At 68.3% G+C, this 17,435-nt stretch carries 6 protein-coding genes and 3 pseudogenes; 1 reads left to right on the top strand and 8 read right to left on the bottom strand.

Annotated elements, in window-relative coordinates; translation table 11 throughout:
* Positions 1-3: 3 nt before the first annotated feature.
* The 5 genes from BMW88_RS38990 to BMW88_RS38975 all read right to left on the bottom strand — a co-directional run bounded on the left by BMW88_RS38990 (position 4) and on the right by BMW88_RS38975 (position 8,861).
* Positions 4-783, bottom strand: coding sequence for an IclR family transcriptional regulator (locus BMW88_RS38990; protein ID WP_281249517.1), 780 nt, complete (start codon positions 781-783; stop codon positions 4-6).
* 125 nt (positions 784-908) lie between these two features.
* Positions 909-1,607, bottom strand: a complete 699-nt coding sequence (locus tag BMW88_RS38985; RefSeq protein ID WP_177221644.1) for a helix-turn-helix domain-containing protein — start codon at positions 1,605-1,607, stop codon at positions 909-911.
* Positions 1,608-1,736: 129 nt separating this feature from the next.
* Positions 1,737-4,634, bottom strand: coding sequence for a helix-turn-helix transcriptional regulator (locus BMW88_RS38980; RefSeq protein ID WP_089961670.1), 2,898 nt, complete (start codon positions 4,632-4,634; stop codon positions 1,737-1,739).
* Between the two features lie 596 nt (positions 4,635-5,230).
* A complete protein-coding gene (locus BMW88_RS42555; RefSeq protein WP_177221642.1) occupies positions 5,231-5,395 on the bottom strand; it encodes a hypothetical protein in 165 nt (54 codons plus the stop codon).
* Positions 5,396-5,966: 571 nt separating this feature from the next.
* Positions 5,967-8,861, bottom strand: a complete 2,895-nt coding sequence (locus BMW88_RS38975) for a helix-turn-helix transcriptional regulator (RefSeq protein ID WP_089961667.1) — start codon at positions 8,859-8,861, stop codon at positions 5,967-5,969.
* A 1,421-nt stretch (positions 8,862-10,282) separates the two neighbouring features.
* Between BMW88_RS38975 and BMW88_RS38970 the strand changes: the two genes are divergently transcribed.
* The gene (locus tag BMW88_RS38970; RefSeq protein WP_089961664.1) at positions 10,283-15,487 is read left to right on the top strand and encodes a type I polyketide synthase; all 5,205 of its coding nucleotides are present in this window, start codon (positions 10,283-10,285) and stop codon (positions 15,485-15,487) included.
* Between the two features lie 265 nt (positions 15,488-15,752).
* On the opposite strand, the pseudogene BMW88_RS44590 reads toward BMW88_RS38970, so the two are convergent.
* The 3 pseudogenes from BMW88_RS44590 to BMW88_RS43850 all read right to left on the bottom strand — a co-directional run.
* Positions 15,753-15,911 (bottom strand): annotated as a pseudogene (locus BMW88_RS44590) (aldo/keto reductase); the annotation flags it as partial.
* Between the two features lie 13 nt (positions 15,912-15,924).
* Positions 15,925-16,242: pseudogene (locus BMW88_RS44585) on the bottom strand (aromatic amino acid lyase); the annotation flags it as partial.
* Between the two features lie 263 nt (positions 16,243-16,505).
* Positions 16,506-16,799: pseudogene (locus BMW88_RS43850) on the bottom strand (aromatic amino acid lyase); the annotation flags it as partial.
* Positions 16,800-17,435: the final 636 nt, after the last annotated feature.

The following is a 17,435-nucleotide window of genomic DNA, read 5'->3' as shown; positions in this document are numbered from 1 at the left end:
TGCTCAGCTCGCTCCTCGATCACTCGTCATGCCGGTGAGTCGCGTGCTGGCCAAGGCGGCCGCCATGGTGGCGACCCTGCGCAGCGCGATGGTCGTACGCGGGAGGTCGAGCTGTCCGGGGCAGGCGACGCCGATCGCCACGTAGGGCATCTGGCCGCCGATGCGCACCGGCACGGCCATCGCAGAACCACCGTGCGCCGCGTCCTTGGTCACGATCGCCATGTCGCGCTTGCGCACGGTGCGCAGGTCGAGCATCAGCTGCTCCGGTCGGGCGTTTGCCGTCGCGGCGAACTCGCCGATGCGCTCGGGGAGGTCGGGCCTGAACGCGAGCAGGGCGCGTCCGGTGGCCGTGCTCGCGGCCGGGTGCGGCAGCGGCTGGCGTTGCACGTACTCGGTCAGGTCATGGCGGTAGAGCAGCTCGACGTAGCGAACCTGGGTCCCGCTGAGGACGCCCAGGGCGACGACGCCGCGGGTGCGGTCCTGCAACTCGATCAGGAGGGGGTTGAAGAGGCGGCGCAGTCGTTCGGCCCTCGCTTGATCGCTGTGCTGGGTGATGTCGAAGAGGTGGTCACCGAGCACGAAGCCGCCCTCGGAGGGGGTCACGAGGTTCAGGTCGGCCAGCACACCGAGCACGCGGTGGACAGACGACTTGGGCTGTCCACAACGCCGGGCGAGGTCGGACAGCGACATCGCACAATCGGCGCCGGCGAGCTCCTCGATCAACGCGAGAGCCTTGCGCAGAGGACCACCTGGTGCGTTCCGGGTCTCTGACAGCGGATCCACTAACACGGCTCCCTTCGATTGGGCACTGCGGGAATGCTCCGTTCGGCACACCGCCGTCGTCCGGCCTGAAACGGGCGTTCACCCGTTCGCCGGCCTGCCGGAGAGGTGCGGCTGCGGCGAGCGGATCAGTTTGCCCGCACCAGATCAGCGAGTACGGATGCGGTCGAACGAGAGCAGCGCAGCAGGGCGGAACGCATGGTGCGGACGGTGCGTTTGAGGGCGGCGACGGTGAAGTCCACGTTGAGCGTCTTCGCCGGTCCCCAGACACCGATCGCCATGCGGGGGAGGCGGTGGTCGGCGGCCAGGGAAGCAGCGATGCAGATCACGCCGTCGTACAGCTCGCCGTTCGCGACCGCGACGGCGTCCGGGTTGCGGGATCGCAGGGCGCGGCCTATCGCGGTGCAGTGCACGGGAAGCATCGTGGGCACACGTTGCCCGAGACGCAGGTGTCGCATGTCGTACTGCACGTCGATCTGGCGGACGTGCGGTCCTGACAGGATTCCAGTGCTGACGACACCGCCCGTAATCTCCCTCAGATCGAGGATGTGCGGAGTCAGCGTGGTCTTCAGCACGCGGTCGACCCGTGCCCGCGCACTGTCGTCGATCAGGTCGAACAGGCCGTCGCCGAGCTCGTACCCGCCCGACGTGCGCCGGACGAGGCCCGACCCGGTCAACGCGTCCATCATCCGGTGCAGGGAGGACTTCGGCAGACCGGACGCGCGCGCCAGTTCTGCGAGAGTCCTTCCCCCCGACCCGGACAACAGCTCGATCAGCTCGAAAGCCTTCTTGACCGGGCGGCCGTGCACGACCTCCGCACTGGACAAAGGGTTTCCTCCTGCGGCACGTGGCTTGCCGGCATGCTGAGCGGCCGGTGGCAAGGACCACTGTGCGCCAGGACGAGGCACCGGACACTGCGGAGAACCGCAGTGCCCGGTGTGCTCTGCCCGACAGGGTCACGTCCGCGGGACGTAACCCGCGAGCGCGGCGGACAGCTGAGTTCGGCGGCGCACGCCGAGCTTGCGGTAGATGTTCGTGAGGTGGAACTCGATCGTGCGACGGGAGACGTTCAACTTGTGCGCGATCTCGTCGTTCGAGTTCCCTTCGAGTACCAGGCCGGCCACGCGGTACTCGTGTGGTGTCAGGGAGAGCACGTTGGTCCGGGGATCGGACGGCACGACCTTCGTCGGTTCCGAGGACTGCGGGACTGGGGCTTCCTGCGGGATGCCGGTCGCCATGCCCGCGAGTCGTTCCCCCGGCTCCACGACGACCCCGCACTGGTCGCCGAGCATCCTCGCCTCTGTGAGGTGTCGCCCCGCGGCGTCGTGCTGTCCCTTCTCCCATCGCGTGATGGCGAGTTCCAGCAGTACTTGTGCGTGCAGCATCCGCGCCGGCGACTTCCTCAGCAGTGCATCGGCCTCGGTCAGCCACTGAGCGGCGGCCGCACCACCGGTCACGATGCCCACGGTCAGCAGCGCGCGGCCGATGACGGTCGGCGCGCCCCACCCGCGTGCCAGTTCGAGCTCCTGCAGCGCCAGATCGAGCGCGGGCTGACGTTGTCCGAGCCGGAGCCTGGCCAGCGCCGCGTGAGACCGCCAGGGACGCACAGCCGGACTGCCCATGCCCCAGGACTCCAGGCGCTCACCACATTCGAGATGGTCGGCGAGAGCTCCTTCGGCGTCGCCGCGCTCCATGCGCAACTCGCCCCTGGCGTGCAGGAGGACGGTGTGCTGCCAGGTCTGCGGCAGTGCCTCGGACCTGCCGAGCAGCAGGAGCGCCTGCTCCGCGGCGTCGGTGGCGCCGAGCACCAGCTGTGCGCGGACGAGCGCCTCGACGGCGTAGACGTTGCCGAAGTGGTCCGGAGGCAGTCTTGCCTTCCGCGCCGCCGACAGGGCGAGCCTGGCGTCCGCGACGGCCGCGGTGAACGACCCGCAGTGGTAATGCGCCCGGGAGCGAACGGTGTGACCGAGCAGTTCGATCAACGACAGTCCTTCCCGGTGTGCTTCGAGCACGATCTCGTTGCAGTAGCGCATCACGAGTTCGAGGTCGTCGGTGCGTATGAGGGAGTTGAGCACCCCGACGAGTCGCTGCGGATGTTGCAGGATGGTGGCTGCGCCGGCCGACATCGCCGCGAGGGCCGCCTTTCGGCACAACGGCAGGTCCACTCCCCGGTTGCCGGCATCCTCGGCGATCAACGCCGCCAGTCTGCGGCCGCGCGGGTCGCCACGGCGCCACTCCTGCTCGTCGAACTGATGGAGATCCACGTCCTGAGCTCGGGGATCTCGAGACGGGACGGTGAGTTTCCTCAGGAGGTGCAACATGTCGATCGCCGCGGGAATCTTCGGCCCGATCTGGGCCGTGGTCCGGCGGAGTATCTCGTCGGCCTTCTCGTACGCGCCGTCGAGGTACAGGATCTGGGAAAGCTTGCACACGACCGCGAGGACCCTCTCCGGGTCGTCCAGTTCGCTCAAGCCCTCCTCGAGATGCACCATCGCCGTCCGGGGATCGAAGTAGGCCTCCGCGCATCCGAGCCGCAGCACCAGATCCCGCCGTTGCACGGCCGAGAGATCTTCCTGCAGTGCCCTGTCCAGAAGCTTGGCTCCTGACCGCGGGTCGCCCTCGGTGATCAACGTGTCGGCCGCGGTCCGCAACGTGTCCACCGCCCAGGAGCCCAGACGCGAGGACGTTCGCAGAACATGACGCGCGATGAGGGGAGAAGGTGCTCGCGTCTGGTACAGGAACTGTGCGGCTTCGGCATGCAGCTCCTCCTGTTCGCCGTAGCCGACCGCGCTCTCGATCGCGTCCTTGAGCACCGAGTGCGCGAACGTGAGCTTGCCTTCCGGCGCGAGCACACCCATCCCCTCGAGCTGTCGCACCTGCTCGGCGGCCGCGCCGCTGTTCATGTCGGTGACGGCGGCCAGGAGCTCCAGGTCGGGCGGTGCCACGACCGCGATCACCTTGGCGATCTCGACCAGTTCGCGTGACTGGCGGTTGAGCCGCGCGAGCACGGACCGGCCGAGTTCCCCGGGATCGGGAGTGATCAGGTTGTCCGCGGCTTGGTCGTCCGGCGCGACTGACTGTTCCCGCATCAGGGTCAGGATCTGGGTTGACACCATGGGGCAGCCGTTGGTCGCCTGGAGGAGCGCTTCTGTGAACCTCTCCTGTGGCACACGTCCGAGCACCTGCTCGGTGAGAGTCGCAACGTCCCGCGTCGTGAGAACGCCGAGCTTCACGCGCTCCGAGTAGATCTCGAGCTCGGCGACGAGGATCGGATCGGTCGGCCGGACGCCGGACGTGCGGCCCAGCAGAATCGTGATCGGAAGCTTGACAACGCGGTGGACGAGGTAGTTGAGCCATCGCAGGGAGGGCACGTCCGTCCATTGCAGGTCATCGATGACGAGGCAGAGGGGTGCCCGTTGCGCGAGACCGGCCGTGATGCGGTAGACGCCGCGGATCGCCTGGTGGACGTGGATCTCCTCGAAGTTGTCCACCTCGTCGCCGAAACGCCCGGCGATGACGTTGTGGCCGTGCGGCGCGGCTTCATGGTCCCCGTCGGGGGCCAGCTCCTGATGCAGGTGCTCGAAGAGCTGCTGGACGACGGCGAAAGGCATCTCCCGCTCCATCGGCGACGCCGTGGCCCGGCAGACCACGAACCCGCGTTCGCGTGCCATCGTGCACGCGGCCTCCAGCAGCGTCGTCTTGCCGATGCCGGTGGCTCCTTCGAACAGGATCGCGGAGGGTCTCGCGGCCTCGGCTGATTCGAAGGCCTCAGTGATCCGTTTCAACTCGGCGCCGCGGCCAACGAGGGTGTCCCGGCTGTGGAGATTCCGGCGTTGACTTGCGTTGGCGTCCATTTTGAGTGCTCCGTAATTGTCGGGCTAGGCCATTCGGGTATCGATTTGATGCGTCCAGGCCGCCCTTTTAATTCCACGGCACGGGTACCCGTGCGATGACACCTGCGAACCGTCGAAATAGGTGGACTTGTCCCATGCTGATTCCGCAGGTGGCGTCGGTTAAGTTCGATCCATCTTCGTCAAAGTGGTGCCGGGATGGAAGTTACGACGAGGTTCGTCACACTTGCGACATGGACAATTCCAGGGGAGGTGGACTCATCGATGTCGTCGTTCGGGTCCATAAGAAAGGCGTTGTGCTACTCCATCGGTGGTGTGCGGTTGCGGGATTTGATGTGCAGTTGATGAAAGTGAGAGACGAATCTCGATCTCGCTCGCTCAGCTCGCCGTTCATGGATCGCGGCATCGAACCTGACGGTGCGGAGTTCACGGGAGGCGGTTCTGGCGGCTTGGTCGAGGCGTCGGGTGATCGCATCCGGCTCAGCCGGTCGGTAAGTCTGGCAACGGAGATGGCTCCCACCAAGATCCGGCCCGGCCCGCACACCGGTGCGGTGACGCCGGGAGGCAGGGAACCACTCGCCGCGGTCGAAGGCGATCCCTTACCTCTGCACGTCCACGAGCTCTCTGCCGTGCACGCGTTCGGCGCCTCGCGCCACGGTGCCGCAGCGCACGGACAGCTGGACGGCTTCACGGGTGGCATCGCAGAGGTCGGCGAGGATCGGCAGCAAGCGCTCCCGCGCATCACCGCGCAGAGTGGTCGGCATTGCGCCGGAAAGCGCCTCGACTCGGAGCTGCTCGGCGATCAGTGCTCTCTGCCATCGTCTCCCGACAATTTTCAACGATGGGGAGATTTCAGGGCCGTGTGTGACTGCGGAGTCCGCAAGGTCAGGCTGCCATTGCGACACGCCGGCCTCATCAGGCCCGCGACCAGCGACCACCAGGCATCCAACAGCACCTCGCAGCGGCACATGACCTCGAGAGCCTTCGCCGTCGACCACTGCGCACCCCGTAAACCAGTACAGGTATGCCGCGTGAACTGCGGCGATGACTTTTCGAGCGGCACAGGGTCGGCGGTGACGACCAGCAGGCCGTCGTGCTCGCGGATGTTCAGCCGGGTGCCCGCATTCCAGCCCAGCGCGGCCGTGATGCTAGGACGGCGATCAGGGGGAGAGGCTGTTCTCTCCGATGCGTCACGCCGGGTTCCGGAAGCACGTCGGCTCTCCGAGCCGGGGAATTGCGCCTGTGGACGCACATGTCGGGCTCGTGGGCCGCGCTGTGACACGTTCCGGGCACTGCGGAGAAGCGCAGTGCCCGGTGTGCCCGCTTCCCGGGACGTCACCTCCGCGGGATGAAGCCCGCCAGTGCGGAGGACAGCTGGGTTCGCCGACGCACGCCCAGCTTGCGGTAGATGTTCGTGAGGTGGAACTCGACGGTGCGCCGCGAGACGTTCAGCTTGTGCCCGATTTCGTCGTTCGAGTTCCCTTCGAGCACCAAAGTGGCGACGCGGCACTCGTGCGGTGTCAGCGCGAGCGCGCTGAGTCGAGGGGCAGGTGGCGCGACGTGCGTCGGTTCGACGGAGTGCTGGACCGGTGTGCGTGGTCTGCCGTCGGAGGTCGAGCCGGCGAGCCGCTCTCTCGGTTCCACGACGACGCCGCACTGCTCGCCCAGTGCCTTCGCTTCCGCGACGTGTTGCCGGGCGGCGTCGCGTTGGCCTTTCTCCCACCGTGTGGCCGCGAGTTCCAGCAGTGCCTGTGCGTGCAGCATTCGCGCGGGCGACCGGCGCAGCACCGAGTCGGCCTCGGTCAGCCACGGGGCAGCGGCGGCGGCGCCGCCGGTCACGATGCCCACGGTCAGCAGGGCACGACCGATCACGGTCGGCGCACCCCACTCCCGCGCCAGCTTCAGCTCCTGCAACGCCAGGTCGAGGGCAGGCTTTGTTTGTCCGAGCCGGAAGTGCGCCAGCGCCGCGAAGGACCGCCAGGGGCGCACGGCCGGACTGCGCCGGCCCCAGGCCAGGAACCGCTCACCGCACTCGAGCTGGTCGGCGAGCGCTCCCTCGCACTCACCGAGCTCCATGCGCAGAGCGCCCCTGGCGTGCAGAAGAGCGGTGTGGTGCCAACTCCGTGGCAGTTCTCTGGACCTGCCGAACGGCTGAAGCGCGTTCTCCGCTGCGTCGAGGTCCCCGAGCGCCAGCTGAGCGCGAACCCAGGCGTCGACGGCGTAGACGTGTCCCAAGTGGTCAGGGGGGAGCTTCGCGGTTCGCGCCGCGGACAACGCGAGTTCCGCGTCCGCGGCCGCCTCCGCGTAGAACCCTTGGTGGTGGTGCGCCCGCGACCGGAGCGAGTGACCGAGCAGGGCGATCAACGTCAGCCTTTGCCGATGAGCTTCGAGCAGGATCTCGTCGCAGTGGCGCACCGCGAGCACCGCCTCATCGGCGCGGATGAGGGCGTTGAGCACTCCGAACATTCGTTGCGGGTGCTGCAGCACGGCGGTCGCACCGCCGGACAGCGCCGCGAGCGCGGCCTTGCGGCACTGCGCCAGGTCGACGCCCTGGTTGCTGGTGTCTTCGGCGATCAGTCCCGCCAGCCGGCGGCCGTGCTCGTCACCGCGGCGCCACTCCTGCTCGTCGAACTGGCGCAAGTCCACCTGCACGGCCCTCGGGTCACGGGACGGCACGGTGATCCGTTCCAACAGGCGCACCACGTCGACAGCTGCGGGGATCTTCGGCCCGATCTCGGCCATGGTCCGGTGCAGCACCTCGCTCGCGCTGTCGTACGCACCGTCGAAGTAGAGGATCTCCGCGAGCTGACAAGCGGCCGCGAGGATCTCCTCCGGATCGTCCAGCCCGATCATCCCCTCCTCGAGGTGCACCACGGCCATCCGCGGGTCGAAGTAGGTCTCGGCCAGGCCGAGCCGCAGCAGCAGGTCCTTCCTCCGCTTGACGGAGAGCTCCTCGTCAAGAGCCCTGGTGAGGAGCTGTGCCCCGAAGCGGGCATCGCCCTCGGCGATCACGGTGTCGGCGGTGGCGCGCAGGGCCTGCACCGCCCAAGCCCCCAGCTGGGAGGGCGTTCGCAGGACATGGCGTGCCACGAGAAAAGCGGGTGCCCGCGTGTGGTGCAGGAAGCGCGCGGCCTTGGCGTGCAGTTCCTCGCGCTCCCGGTATCCGATCGCGCTCTCGATCGTGTTCTTGATCACCCGGTGCGCGAACGTCAGTTTGCCCTCCGGTGTGAGCACCCCCATCCCTTCCAACTGCTGCACTCGATCGGCGGCCTCGCCGTTGTTGATGTCCATGACGGCGGTCAGGAGGGGCAGGTCCGCCGGCTCCACGACCGCGATCGCCTTGGCGAGCTCGACGAGTTCGGGTGACTGGCGGTTGAGCCGTGCGAGCAGCGACTGGCCGAGTTTCTCGCATTCGGGGCGGAGCAAGTCGTTCGCGACGTTCTCGTCCGGCGGTACCGATCGCTCCCGCATCACACCCAGGATGTGACGCGTCACCGTGGGGCAGCCGCCGGTGGCGTCGATGAAGGCCTGGGCGAACTCCACGTCCGGCGTTCGCCCGAGCATTCGCTCGGTGAGCTGCACGACGTTCTGCGCGGTGAAGAACGCGAGCCTCATGCGCTCGGAGTAGATCTCCAGCTCCGCGATCAGCAGGGAATCGGTCGGCCGGATCCCGGGTGTGCGGGTCATCAGCATCACGATCGGGAGCTTGACGACGCGATGGACGAGGTAGTTCAGCCAGCGCAGCGACGGCACGTCCGTCCACTGCACGTCGTCGATGACCAGGCAGAGCGGTGCGCACTGTGCGATCTCGGCCGTGAGGCGGTAAAGATCCCGAATTGCTCGGTGGACCTTGAGCTCGTCGAAGGCGTCCACCTCGGCGGTGAGGTGCCCGGCGATGAGGTCGTGCTCGTGCGGTGTGGCTTCGCCGTTCCGGCAGTGGGGCAGTTCGTCGCGCAGGCGGTCGAAGAGCTGCTGGACGACGGCGAAGGGCATTTCCCGCTCCATCAGCGAGGCGTTCGCACGCCAGACCACGAACCCCCGCTCGTGGGCGAGTTCGCACGCCACGTCCAGGAGGGCGGTCTTGCCGATACCGGGTGTGCCCTCCACCACGAGCGTGGAGGGTGTCGCGCCCTTCGCCGATTCGAGAGCCTCGACGATGCGCTCCAACTCCGCACCGCGGCCCACAAGGGCGGCACTGCTGCCTGGATGTTGGTAGGCGTCCGCGACCATTTATGCGCTCCGTAGTTGTCGACTAAGCCATTCGGGTGGTCGTTGTCTCAATTCGGCTCATATCGGCTTCCTATCGATTCCACGTTACGAGTACCCATCCGGTCAAGTTCTCGACCTCTTGCGATGAAAACACTTGTTGGAGCTGGGTCTGCAGGTGGGAAGGGGGTGGGTGTCCGTTCAGGCCGCTGACAACGTCGCACCTGGGTGTAAGTCACGCAGAGATTTGTCACACATCACCGTGAAGTGCCCCCGTCGGGCAAGGAACGGGCATGGATTCGCATGGGTCCATACAAACGGCGTCGCGGGGTACGATCGGTGAACAGGGTATGCACCGTCAACATTGTTTCCTATGATGTGTCTAGGACTTGGCCGCTGCTCGTTGATTGGTGTGGACGTGACAGCGAAGGCGCTTCGGCAGCCTGATCGGCCGGTCGGTCGCGGCATGAAGTGGTCGGCGGGTGTGACCACCGACGGGGCGGGTCTGCCCTGCGGACAACCGTAGTGTCTTGATCGGCGATCGGCGATCTGCGTCACACCTTTGTGGTGGGTGAGCTGCCCCTTTCGCCTCCGGGGTGCCGACGTGGCTGTGTCGTTGGCGCTGGTGAGCGCCTGCGGCCTCTTGGTGACCGCCGCGCCGGCCGGGTGTCGGTGACTGAACTGCGGACCTCCGCAGTTCAGTCGGCGTGGAGCTGTTTAGCCTCGTTAACGTCCCAGTCGGAAGGTCGCACCTCCCGAGGAATTGTCGGTGGACGACGCGTGGGTGTCGTCCACGCGGATGCGGCGAAGACTGCAGGCCGGTCAGTCCTCGCCATTTCCGTTGCGCCAGGCGAAACGTGGTCGCGGCGATGACGCAGCAGTGTGGTCGAGGCGGAGGAGAACTGCCGTCGTGCAGAGTGTCGTTGACGTGCGAGTGCTGATCCGGCCCAGGATCGGCCTGGCCGGTGTGGACGAAGTCACCACCTCGGCTCCAGGAGCTTATCCGATGCGACGAAAATCGAGTTCGAATCGGCTTCACCGGTAGTACCCACCGAATTCACCGGCGCGGTGAAGGGGCGGCGTGCGCACCACCGACATTCTGTCGGCAAAGCGATGTTCCGGCTTCGTCCGGAGCCGGCCCTGACCATCTCCGAAACCCGTTTTCCCGCTCCACCGCAAGGATCATCATCGTGTCTTGTCCGTCCTCCGAGCCGATCTTCCTGCCTAGGAGGCGGTGAGCGCGGACGGCCGGGTCCTCATCCGCATCTCCGGTTGCGAGACGTCCGACGTCGGCGACACCAGCTGAGCGTGACGGCCCCGATCGCCGCGGTCGGGGCCGCGCTCGTCCTCATCGCCCAGCCGCATCCGCGCTGCGGCCGGCTCCCGGGTCCGGCGGGGAGATCTCGTGACAACTGGACGGCCTGACCGAAATCTGTGAGGTAGCAATGACGCGTTTGAACGTTGGCAACCCCGGCAACGACGTCGCCGTCGTGGGTTTGGGCATGAGGCTGGCCGGTGGGATCTGCGAACCGGCGGACTTCTGGTCCCGCTTGATCGCGGCACGCAGTGAGGTCGGGAACCTTCCCCGCGATCGGTGGTCGTCGTACCCGGCGCACGGTCCCGCTGCCGTCGCCGCGGTGAACCGGGCAGTCAGCCGCGCCGCCTACCTGGAGAACGCCGCGGACTTCGACGCCGAGTTCTTCGGCGTCACACCCAAAGAAGCTGTCCTGATGGACCCGCAGCAGCGCCTGGTGCTGGAAGTGGTGTGGGAAGCACTCGAACACGCCGGAATTCCGCCCCTGTCGCTCGCCGGCAGCAACTCCGCCGTGCTGATCGGCGTGGGTGGCGGTGAGTACGGGCAGATGCTGCTGAACGATCCCGAGAGGATCGGTCCGTGGAGCAGCATCGGCGGGGCTTACTGCGCCGTCGCGAACCGGGTGTCGTACTTCCTCGACCTGCGCGGTCCGAGCCTGGCGCTGGACTCCGCGTGCTCGTCCTCGCTCGCGGCGATCCACTTCGGACGGCAGGCGCTGCTCTCGGGGGAGTGCGACGTCGTGATCGCGGGCGGGGTGAACCTGATCGCCGCACCCGCGCAGACCCTGTCGCTGGGGGCGTCGGGAGCGTTGTCGGCCGACGGCAGGAGCAAGCCGTTCTCGGCTTCGGCCAACGGGTACGGCCGAGGCGAGGGTGCGGGTGTCGTGGTGCTCAAGAGGCTGGACCACGCCCGGCGCGACGGAGACAACGTCCTGGCCGTCGTCCGTGCGAGCGCGGTCCGGCAGGACGGCCGCACCAACGGGATCATGGCGCCCAACGGCATCGCGCAGCAGGAGATGCTCCGATCCGTGTACGAGACGGCCGGCATCGATCCGTCCGATGTGGACTATCTGGAAGCGCACGGCACCGGTACGCCGCTCGGTGATCCGACGGAGGCGGCCGCGGCCGCGGCCGTCCTCGGAGCCGGCCGGACGCCGGACTCGCCTCTACTCATCGGATCGGTGAAGGGCAACGTGGGGCACCTCGAAGCGGGTGCCGGAGTGGTCGGCATCATCAAGACGGTGCTGGCCATGCGCGCCGGTGTCCTGCCGCCCACGGTGGGAGCGCGCGACGGCGTCAATGCGGAAGTCGAGGCAGAGCAGTCGATCAAGGTGGTGGCCGAGCCGACCGCCTGGCCCGAGGTCCCCGGCAAGCCGAAGCTGGCCGGCGTGTCGAGCTTCGGGTACGGGGGCACCATCGCGCACGTCTGCCTGGCGGAAGGTGACCCGCTGCAGCCGGACGGCGAGCGAGGCGTCACCGACGACCCGTCCCTGCTCGTGCTGTCCGCTGCCACCCGGGAAGCGCTCGCGCCGACGGTGAGCAGGCTCGCGGACGCGCTGGAGGCGGGTGATCAGGACGTCAGTGCGGTGGCGGCCACGCTGACGCTGCACAGGTCGCACCTGCCGTGGCGGACCGCCGTGCTCGCCGCCGATCGCGGCGAGGCGGTCGATCGCCTCCGTGCGTGGTCCGCGACCGGAAAGGTGCCGGGAGTCGTGCACGGCCGGGCGACCGACCAGGCTGCGGGGCCGGTGTTCGTCTTCTCCGGGCACGGTTCGCAGTGGGCGGGCATGGGACGTGAGCTGCTCCGCTCGAGCAAGCCGTTCGCGGCCCTGTGCGAGCGGCTCGACCCGATCTTCCGCGAAGAGGCCGGGTACTCGCTGATCAACGAACTCGAAGAGGGGGACTGCACCCGGACGGACCGCATCCAGGCGACTTTGTTCGCCATGCACCTGGGTCTTGCCGAGGTGTGGCGGTCCTGGGGCGTCGAACCGGTGGCGGCACTCGGTCACTCGATGGGTGAGATCGCCGCGGCGGTGACCGCGGGTGTGTGGAGCGCGGAAGACGGCGCCCGATTCGCCTGCCGCCGCGCGAACCTGCTCAAGACCGTGGCGGGCAGGGGTGCCATGGTCCTGCTCGACGTGCCGTTCGACGAGCTGGAGGATCGTCTCGCGGGCACGCCCGGTCTGACAGCGGCGATCGAACCGGCCCGCGGGTGGTCCGTGCTGGCGGGCGACGTGGCAGCGGTGCAGGAGTACGCGGCCGTGCTGGCCGACGAGGGCCGCGTGGTTCGCCGAGTGGCCTCCGACGTCGCCTTTCACAGCTCGCACATGGACGAACTCCTCGACGACCTCGGCGCCGCTGTGCAGGGGCTGTCGATCGGCGCACCGTCTTTGAGGCTGTACGGCACGATTCTTGACGACCCGCGTTCCGACGCACGGCGGGATGCCGGCTACTGGCAGCAGAACCTCAGACGCCCGGTGCGGTTCGCGGCAGGTGTGGAAGCCGCGGTCCACGATGGACACCACCACTTCCTGGAGATCTCGCCGCACCCCGTCGTCGTCCACAACATCGCCCAGATCGCGGAATCGCTGTCCGTGCCGGCGGTCACCACGGCGCACTCGTTGCGTCGTGAGCAGCCGGTGCTCGCGGAGATGACCGAACAGCTGGGCAGGCTGCACTGCGCCGGAGTCCGGGTCGACTGGCGGGCCCACTGGCCCCGCTCGGTAGCGGTCGCGTTGCCGCGCACGGCGTGGCAGCACAACCGGTACTGGCTTCCCGAGGCACCGGCGGACCGGGGCGCAGGAGGTCACGACCCGGGGTCCTTCACCTTGCTCGGTTCCCGGCTGACGGCGGCCACCACGCCGCCCTCGGCCGTGTGGCAGACGAACCTCTCGCCCGAGACTAGGCCGTACGACGCTCCGCACACCGTGCACGGCGTGGACATCGTTCCTGCCTCCGTGCTGTTCTGCACGCTCGCCGACGCGATGACGGGCGAAGCAGACAGGCCGCGTCATCTCCGCGACGTCGTCCTGCGCACACCTCTGCCGGCCGAGCAGAACCGCGCCGTTCAGGTCGTGTGCCAGGACGGCAGGGCGGTGCTCTCCTCCCGCCTGGAGGAGGCGTCCGAGGAGACGACCTGGACCACGCACACCTCCGCTCGCGACGGCGGAGCCGGCACGCTGAGCGCCGACTCGGCCGAGGTGGTCGAAGACTCGGTGCTCCCGAAGCTCCCCAGTGGAGCTGATGGGGTGCTCGAGCTGCTGCGGCCCCTCGGGGTGTCCGGTCTGGCCTTCGACTGGCAGGTGGACCACCTCCGCCACGATGACGACGTGGTGCACGCGACCGTGTCGACGCCTGGTCGTGCATCCCACTGGGCGGTGATCCTCGATGCCGCCACCACCTTGTCCTCGCTACCGCTCGCCCGGCAGGGCATCCACCGCATGCCCGCTTCCGTCGAGTCGGTCGAGTGGACCGGTCCTGCCCTGTCCTCGGCCCACCTGGTCGCCCGCCTGCGCAGCGGCACCGCCGACACCATCGACCTGGACCTGCGAGGGGCCGACGGGCAGTCGGCTGCCAGAGTCACCGGACTCCGGTTCGGCGTTCTCGACGCGGACCAGACGTTGCTCGCCGACCCGAGGATCTTCCTGCACGGGCTGTCCTGGCAGCCACTGGAAGTCCAGGCCGTCGAGACACCTGCGGCCACGGTCACGCTGGTCTCGACCGAACCCTCGGTGGCCGCGGAACGGCTCGCGGAGCACCTCGTGCGGGCCGGCCTGAAGTGCACCCTCGTCAAAGCCGCACAGGACATCTCGCTGCCCGCGGGCGACGAACCACACCACGTGGTGTACCTGGCCCCGTTCTCCGCACCGGGACACGAGTACGACGCGACCGTCCACCACCTGGCCGATCTCGCCCGCGTGACCCAGGCCGTGGTCGAGGCTGACCGGCTGGGAACCAGGTTGTGGGTCCTCACCCGGGAAGCGTTGGCCTGCAACATTTCTTCTGGTCTCACGCATCGACCCCTATGGGGAGCCGCACGGGTGATCGCCTCCGAACATCCGGAGTTGCGCGGTGGCGTGCTGGATCTGGAGGGAGGTGACGACGACGCCGCGTTCGAGCTGGTGGCGCGAGTCCTCCACGAACCCCCGGCGGAGGACTGGCTGGTCATCCAGAACGGCGGGCTGCTCGCTGGTCGCATCGTGCCCCGCCCGGACCGGGCTCACACCCCGCCGGTGCCCCTGCGACCTGACGCCACCTACGTGGTGACCGGCGGTCTTGGGGCACTCGGCCTGGAGGCGGCGCGGCACCTCTCCTCACGGGGCGCTCGCCGGCTGGTCCTGACCAGCCGGCGGGGACTGCCTCCACGGTCCACTTGGAACGAAGGGCACGACGCCGCTACCCGGCACGCGATCGGTGTTGTCGAGGAGCTCGAGAGCCAGGGGGTGAGCGTTCTCCCGCTGGCCCTCGACGTGACCGACGCCGACGCCGCACGAGCAGTGCTGACGCCCGACTTCCTGCGCATGCCGCCCATCAGGGGCGTGGTCCACACGGCCGGAGCTGTGCACGGTCGCCTGGTGGACGACTTGGACGAGGAGTCGATTCGGGAGACGCTGCACGCCAAGGTGCTCGGGGCGTTGGTACTGCATGAGCTGTTCCCGCCGGGCAGCATCGACGAGATGGTGCTGTTCTCCTCTACCGCGCCGCTGGTCGTGTTGCCCGGCTGCACCGCCTACGCCGCGGCCAACTCGTTCCTGGACGGCCTGGCCGCACACCGGCGGCACCGAGGCGGGAACACGACCTCGATCGCCTGGACGGTCTGGCGTGACACGGGCATGGGCAAGCTCACCGCTGACGGACTTCAAAGCATGGTGGCCCAAGGCTTCGGCGACATCACCCCGTCCGAGGCGCTGCGCGTGTGGAACTGCCTGCACACCACGGACGACGGCTACGCGCTGGTGGTCAGGCCGACCACGCCGCCGCCAGGAGGACGCCGCGCGCTGTTCGAACACGTTCGTGATCCCCAGAACGGCGGGTCGGGCGGGGGAGGGCCGACGACGGAGCCGGTCACCCTCCTGCGTGAACTGCCTGCGGACGAGGTGTTGGACGCGGCGATGGCCGTGATCCAACGCGTGGTGGCGGCGGAAACCGGTGTGCCGGAGCACCGGATCGAACCCGAACGACCGTTTTCGGACATCGGCCTGGACTCGGTCATGGGCATCGCCATTCGGGGAAAGCTGCAGCAGAGCACCGGAATCGAGCTACCCGCCGGCATCCTCTGGACCCACCCCACGCCGGCGGCTCTGACGCGCTACCTCGCCACGATGGCGGCGCGTTGAATTCCCAGTACTCGCACCACGAGCGCTGAAAACCGCGGAACCTGTTCGTCGTCCGGTTCAGGCGGCGCTCGTGCTGGAGTGGCGCACCGACGTGGCAGTGGCCGAGATGTGGACCACCCTGAGGGATTCTGCTGAATCCCTCGGGGTAGGAGGATGTCCGAGACTCGCTGCCGTGCCGGACCCAGGACGGCGTCGTGGGCGCCGCTCCCGTGCGCGACCGGTTGACGCCAGTGGCGAAGCGTGGGGTGTGGTGCTCGGTGAGCTGGACCTGTTCCGCGGAACTCAGCTCGAGGTCGAGGGCGGCGATCGCGTCGGTGAGGTGGTGTGGCTTGGTCACTCCCAGGATCGGCGCGGTGATGCCGGGCTGCCCCGCCACCCACGCCAGAGCCACCTGGGCGCGAGTGACACCGCGGAATTCCGCGATTCTGGGTGGCGGTCATCGAGAGCAGGTCTCCCGCGAACGTGACGGGCTGGCCGAAGAAGTTGCCGCCGTGAGCCACCACGTCGTCGTCCGGGAAGAACAGGGGGTTGTCGCTGACACCGTTGAGATCGCGGTCCACCACGTCGGCCGCCCGGTTGAGAGCCGACAGCGCCGCGCCCATGAGGTGCGGCACGCACCGGATGCTGTAGGGCTCCTGCAGGGGCCGGTCGCCGGTCGGCCTCGTCCCCTCCGGGTGCGCTCGAAGTGTGGCGCCGACGGCCGCGGCGGCCGTACGCGTTGAGCAGCTGGGGGACCAGGAAGGCCGGTTCGGCACCCGGCAGGTCGGCCAGCGCCGCGGTGAGCAGCACCCCGATCTGGTGGGACAGCCGCAGTGACGCCACGGCGAGCCCGGCCGCGGCGCTCGTGACCGAGGTGCCGTTGACCATCGACAGACCGTCTCAGCCTGTCAGGTTCAGGGGGCGCAGGCCGGCCGCGACCAGCGCGTCGGCGGCGTCCATCCTCGTGCCACCTCAAGCCCGGCACGACGGGGGTGAAGTCGGTCTCGAGCGCGGCGCAGAGCGCGTCGAGCGCTGACGGCGAGATGCCGGAGACGCCGCGCGCCAGCGACCAGGTGCGCACGAGCATCGTCGCGCGCACGACCCCGGGCGGCAGCTCACGCCCCTGCCCGGCGGCGAGGTGCTGCAGGGCGTTGTCGCTCTGCGCGGCCTGGTTCTCGCTGCCGTCGAAGGTGACCAGGGGGCCGAACCCCGTCGTCGCGCCGTAACCTGTTTGCCACCCGACAGCGTGTCCTGCACGAACTGGAAGCCGCGCGCACGCGCTGGTCGAAGTCGTCGTCCCGGGCGATGGCGATGTGGCGCGACGACGCTTCAAGCATGTCCGTTGTGAGCATCTTGCCGGTGTCCAGAACTGTCTTCTCTGCTGCCTGAGTCATGGCCCCTCCGCTGTTCTGGGGGTGTGGATCGGCCCGCGTCGCCTCGTGTACCGGGACTTCAAGAAGCGAACGGGTGCGTGCCCGCGTCGTTCCACTCACCGGAACGGCCCCGCTCTTGGAGCCGTTCCAGCTCTCGGAACACTTGTGGCATCTGAGTTCCCGCCTGCTGCACACTCCGGCGGGCAACCACAAGTCCACAAGGAACGAGGCCGCGACCAAGCGGTCGGCGGCAGGGGACCGAGCAGGTCCAGCACCAGGTAGCTGCCCACCACGCCTGGACCGCTGTGCGGTCGACCGCGCCGGGAACGCGGAGATGCGACCGAACTGTGGACCCGCAGTAGCGCTGCGGACATCCAGAGTCACACCAGACGCACCGTTCCTAGGCTCACCTGAAGAATCAGCCGAGTGGAACAGGACTGACGAGATGATCGAGGACCTGGCAAGCAGGCCCGTCGTGACTCCCCGTCACGCCGCTCGTGACAGTCGCTTGTGGACGGTGGGTTCGCCTCAAGTGCTTGCGGCCGTGGGGTGGACGACCTTCGTCAGCGCCGTGAGCCGATCGGGTGCAGATCGCC

Source organism: Lentzea xinjiangensis (genome assembly GCF_900110955.1).
GTDB classification, from domain to species: Bacteria; Actinomycetota; Actinomycetes; order Mycobacteriales; family Pseudonocardiaceae; genus Lentzea; species Lentzea xinjiangensis.
Note: the sequence above shows the minus strand (reverse complement) of the source record. Positions and strands in the feature narration are given on the sequence as shown.

Bases quoted from the DNA above. Each gene is read 5' to 3' on its own strand.
- BMW88_RS42555 (WP_177221642.1), bottom strand. From the start codon at position 5,395: ATGCCGACCACTCTGCGCGGTGATGCGCGGGAGCGCTTGCTGCCGATC.
- BMW88_RS38970 (WP_089961664.1), top strand. From the start codon at position 10,283: ATGACGCGTTTGAACGTTGGCAACCCCGGCAACGACGTCGCCGTCGTG.
- BMW88_RS38975 (WP_089961667.1), bottom strand. From the start codon at position 8,861: ATGGTCGCGGACGCCTACCAACATCCAGGCAGCAGTGCCGCCCTTGTG.
- BMW88_RS38980 (WP_089961670.1), bottom strand. From the start codon at position 4,634: ATGGACGCCAACGCAAGTCAACGCCGGAATCTCCACAGCCGGGACACC.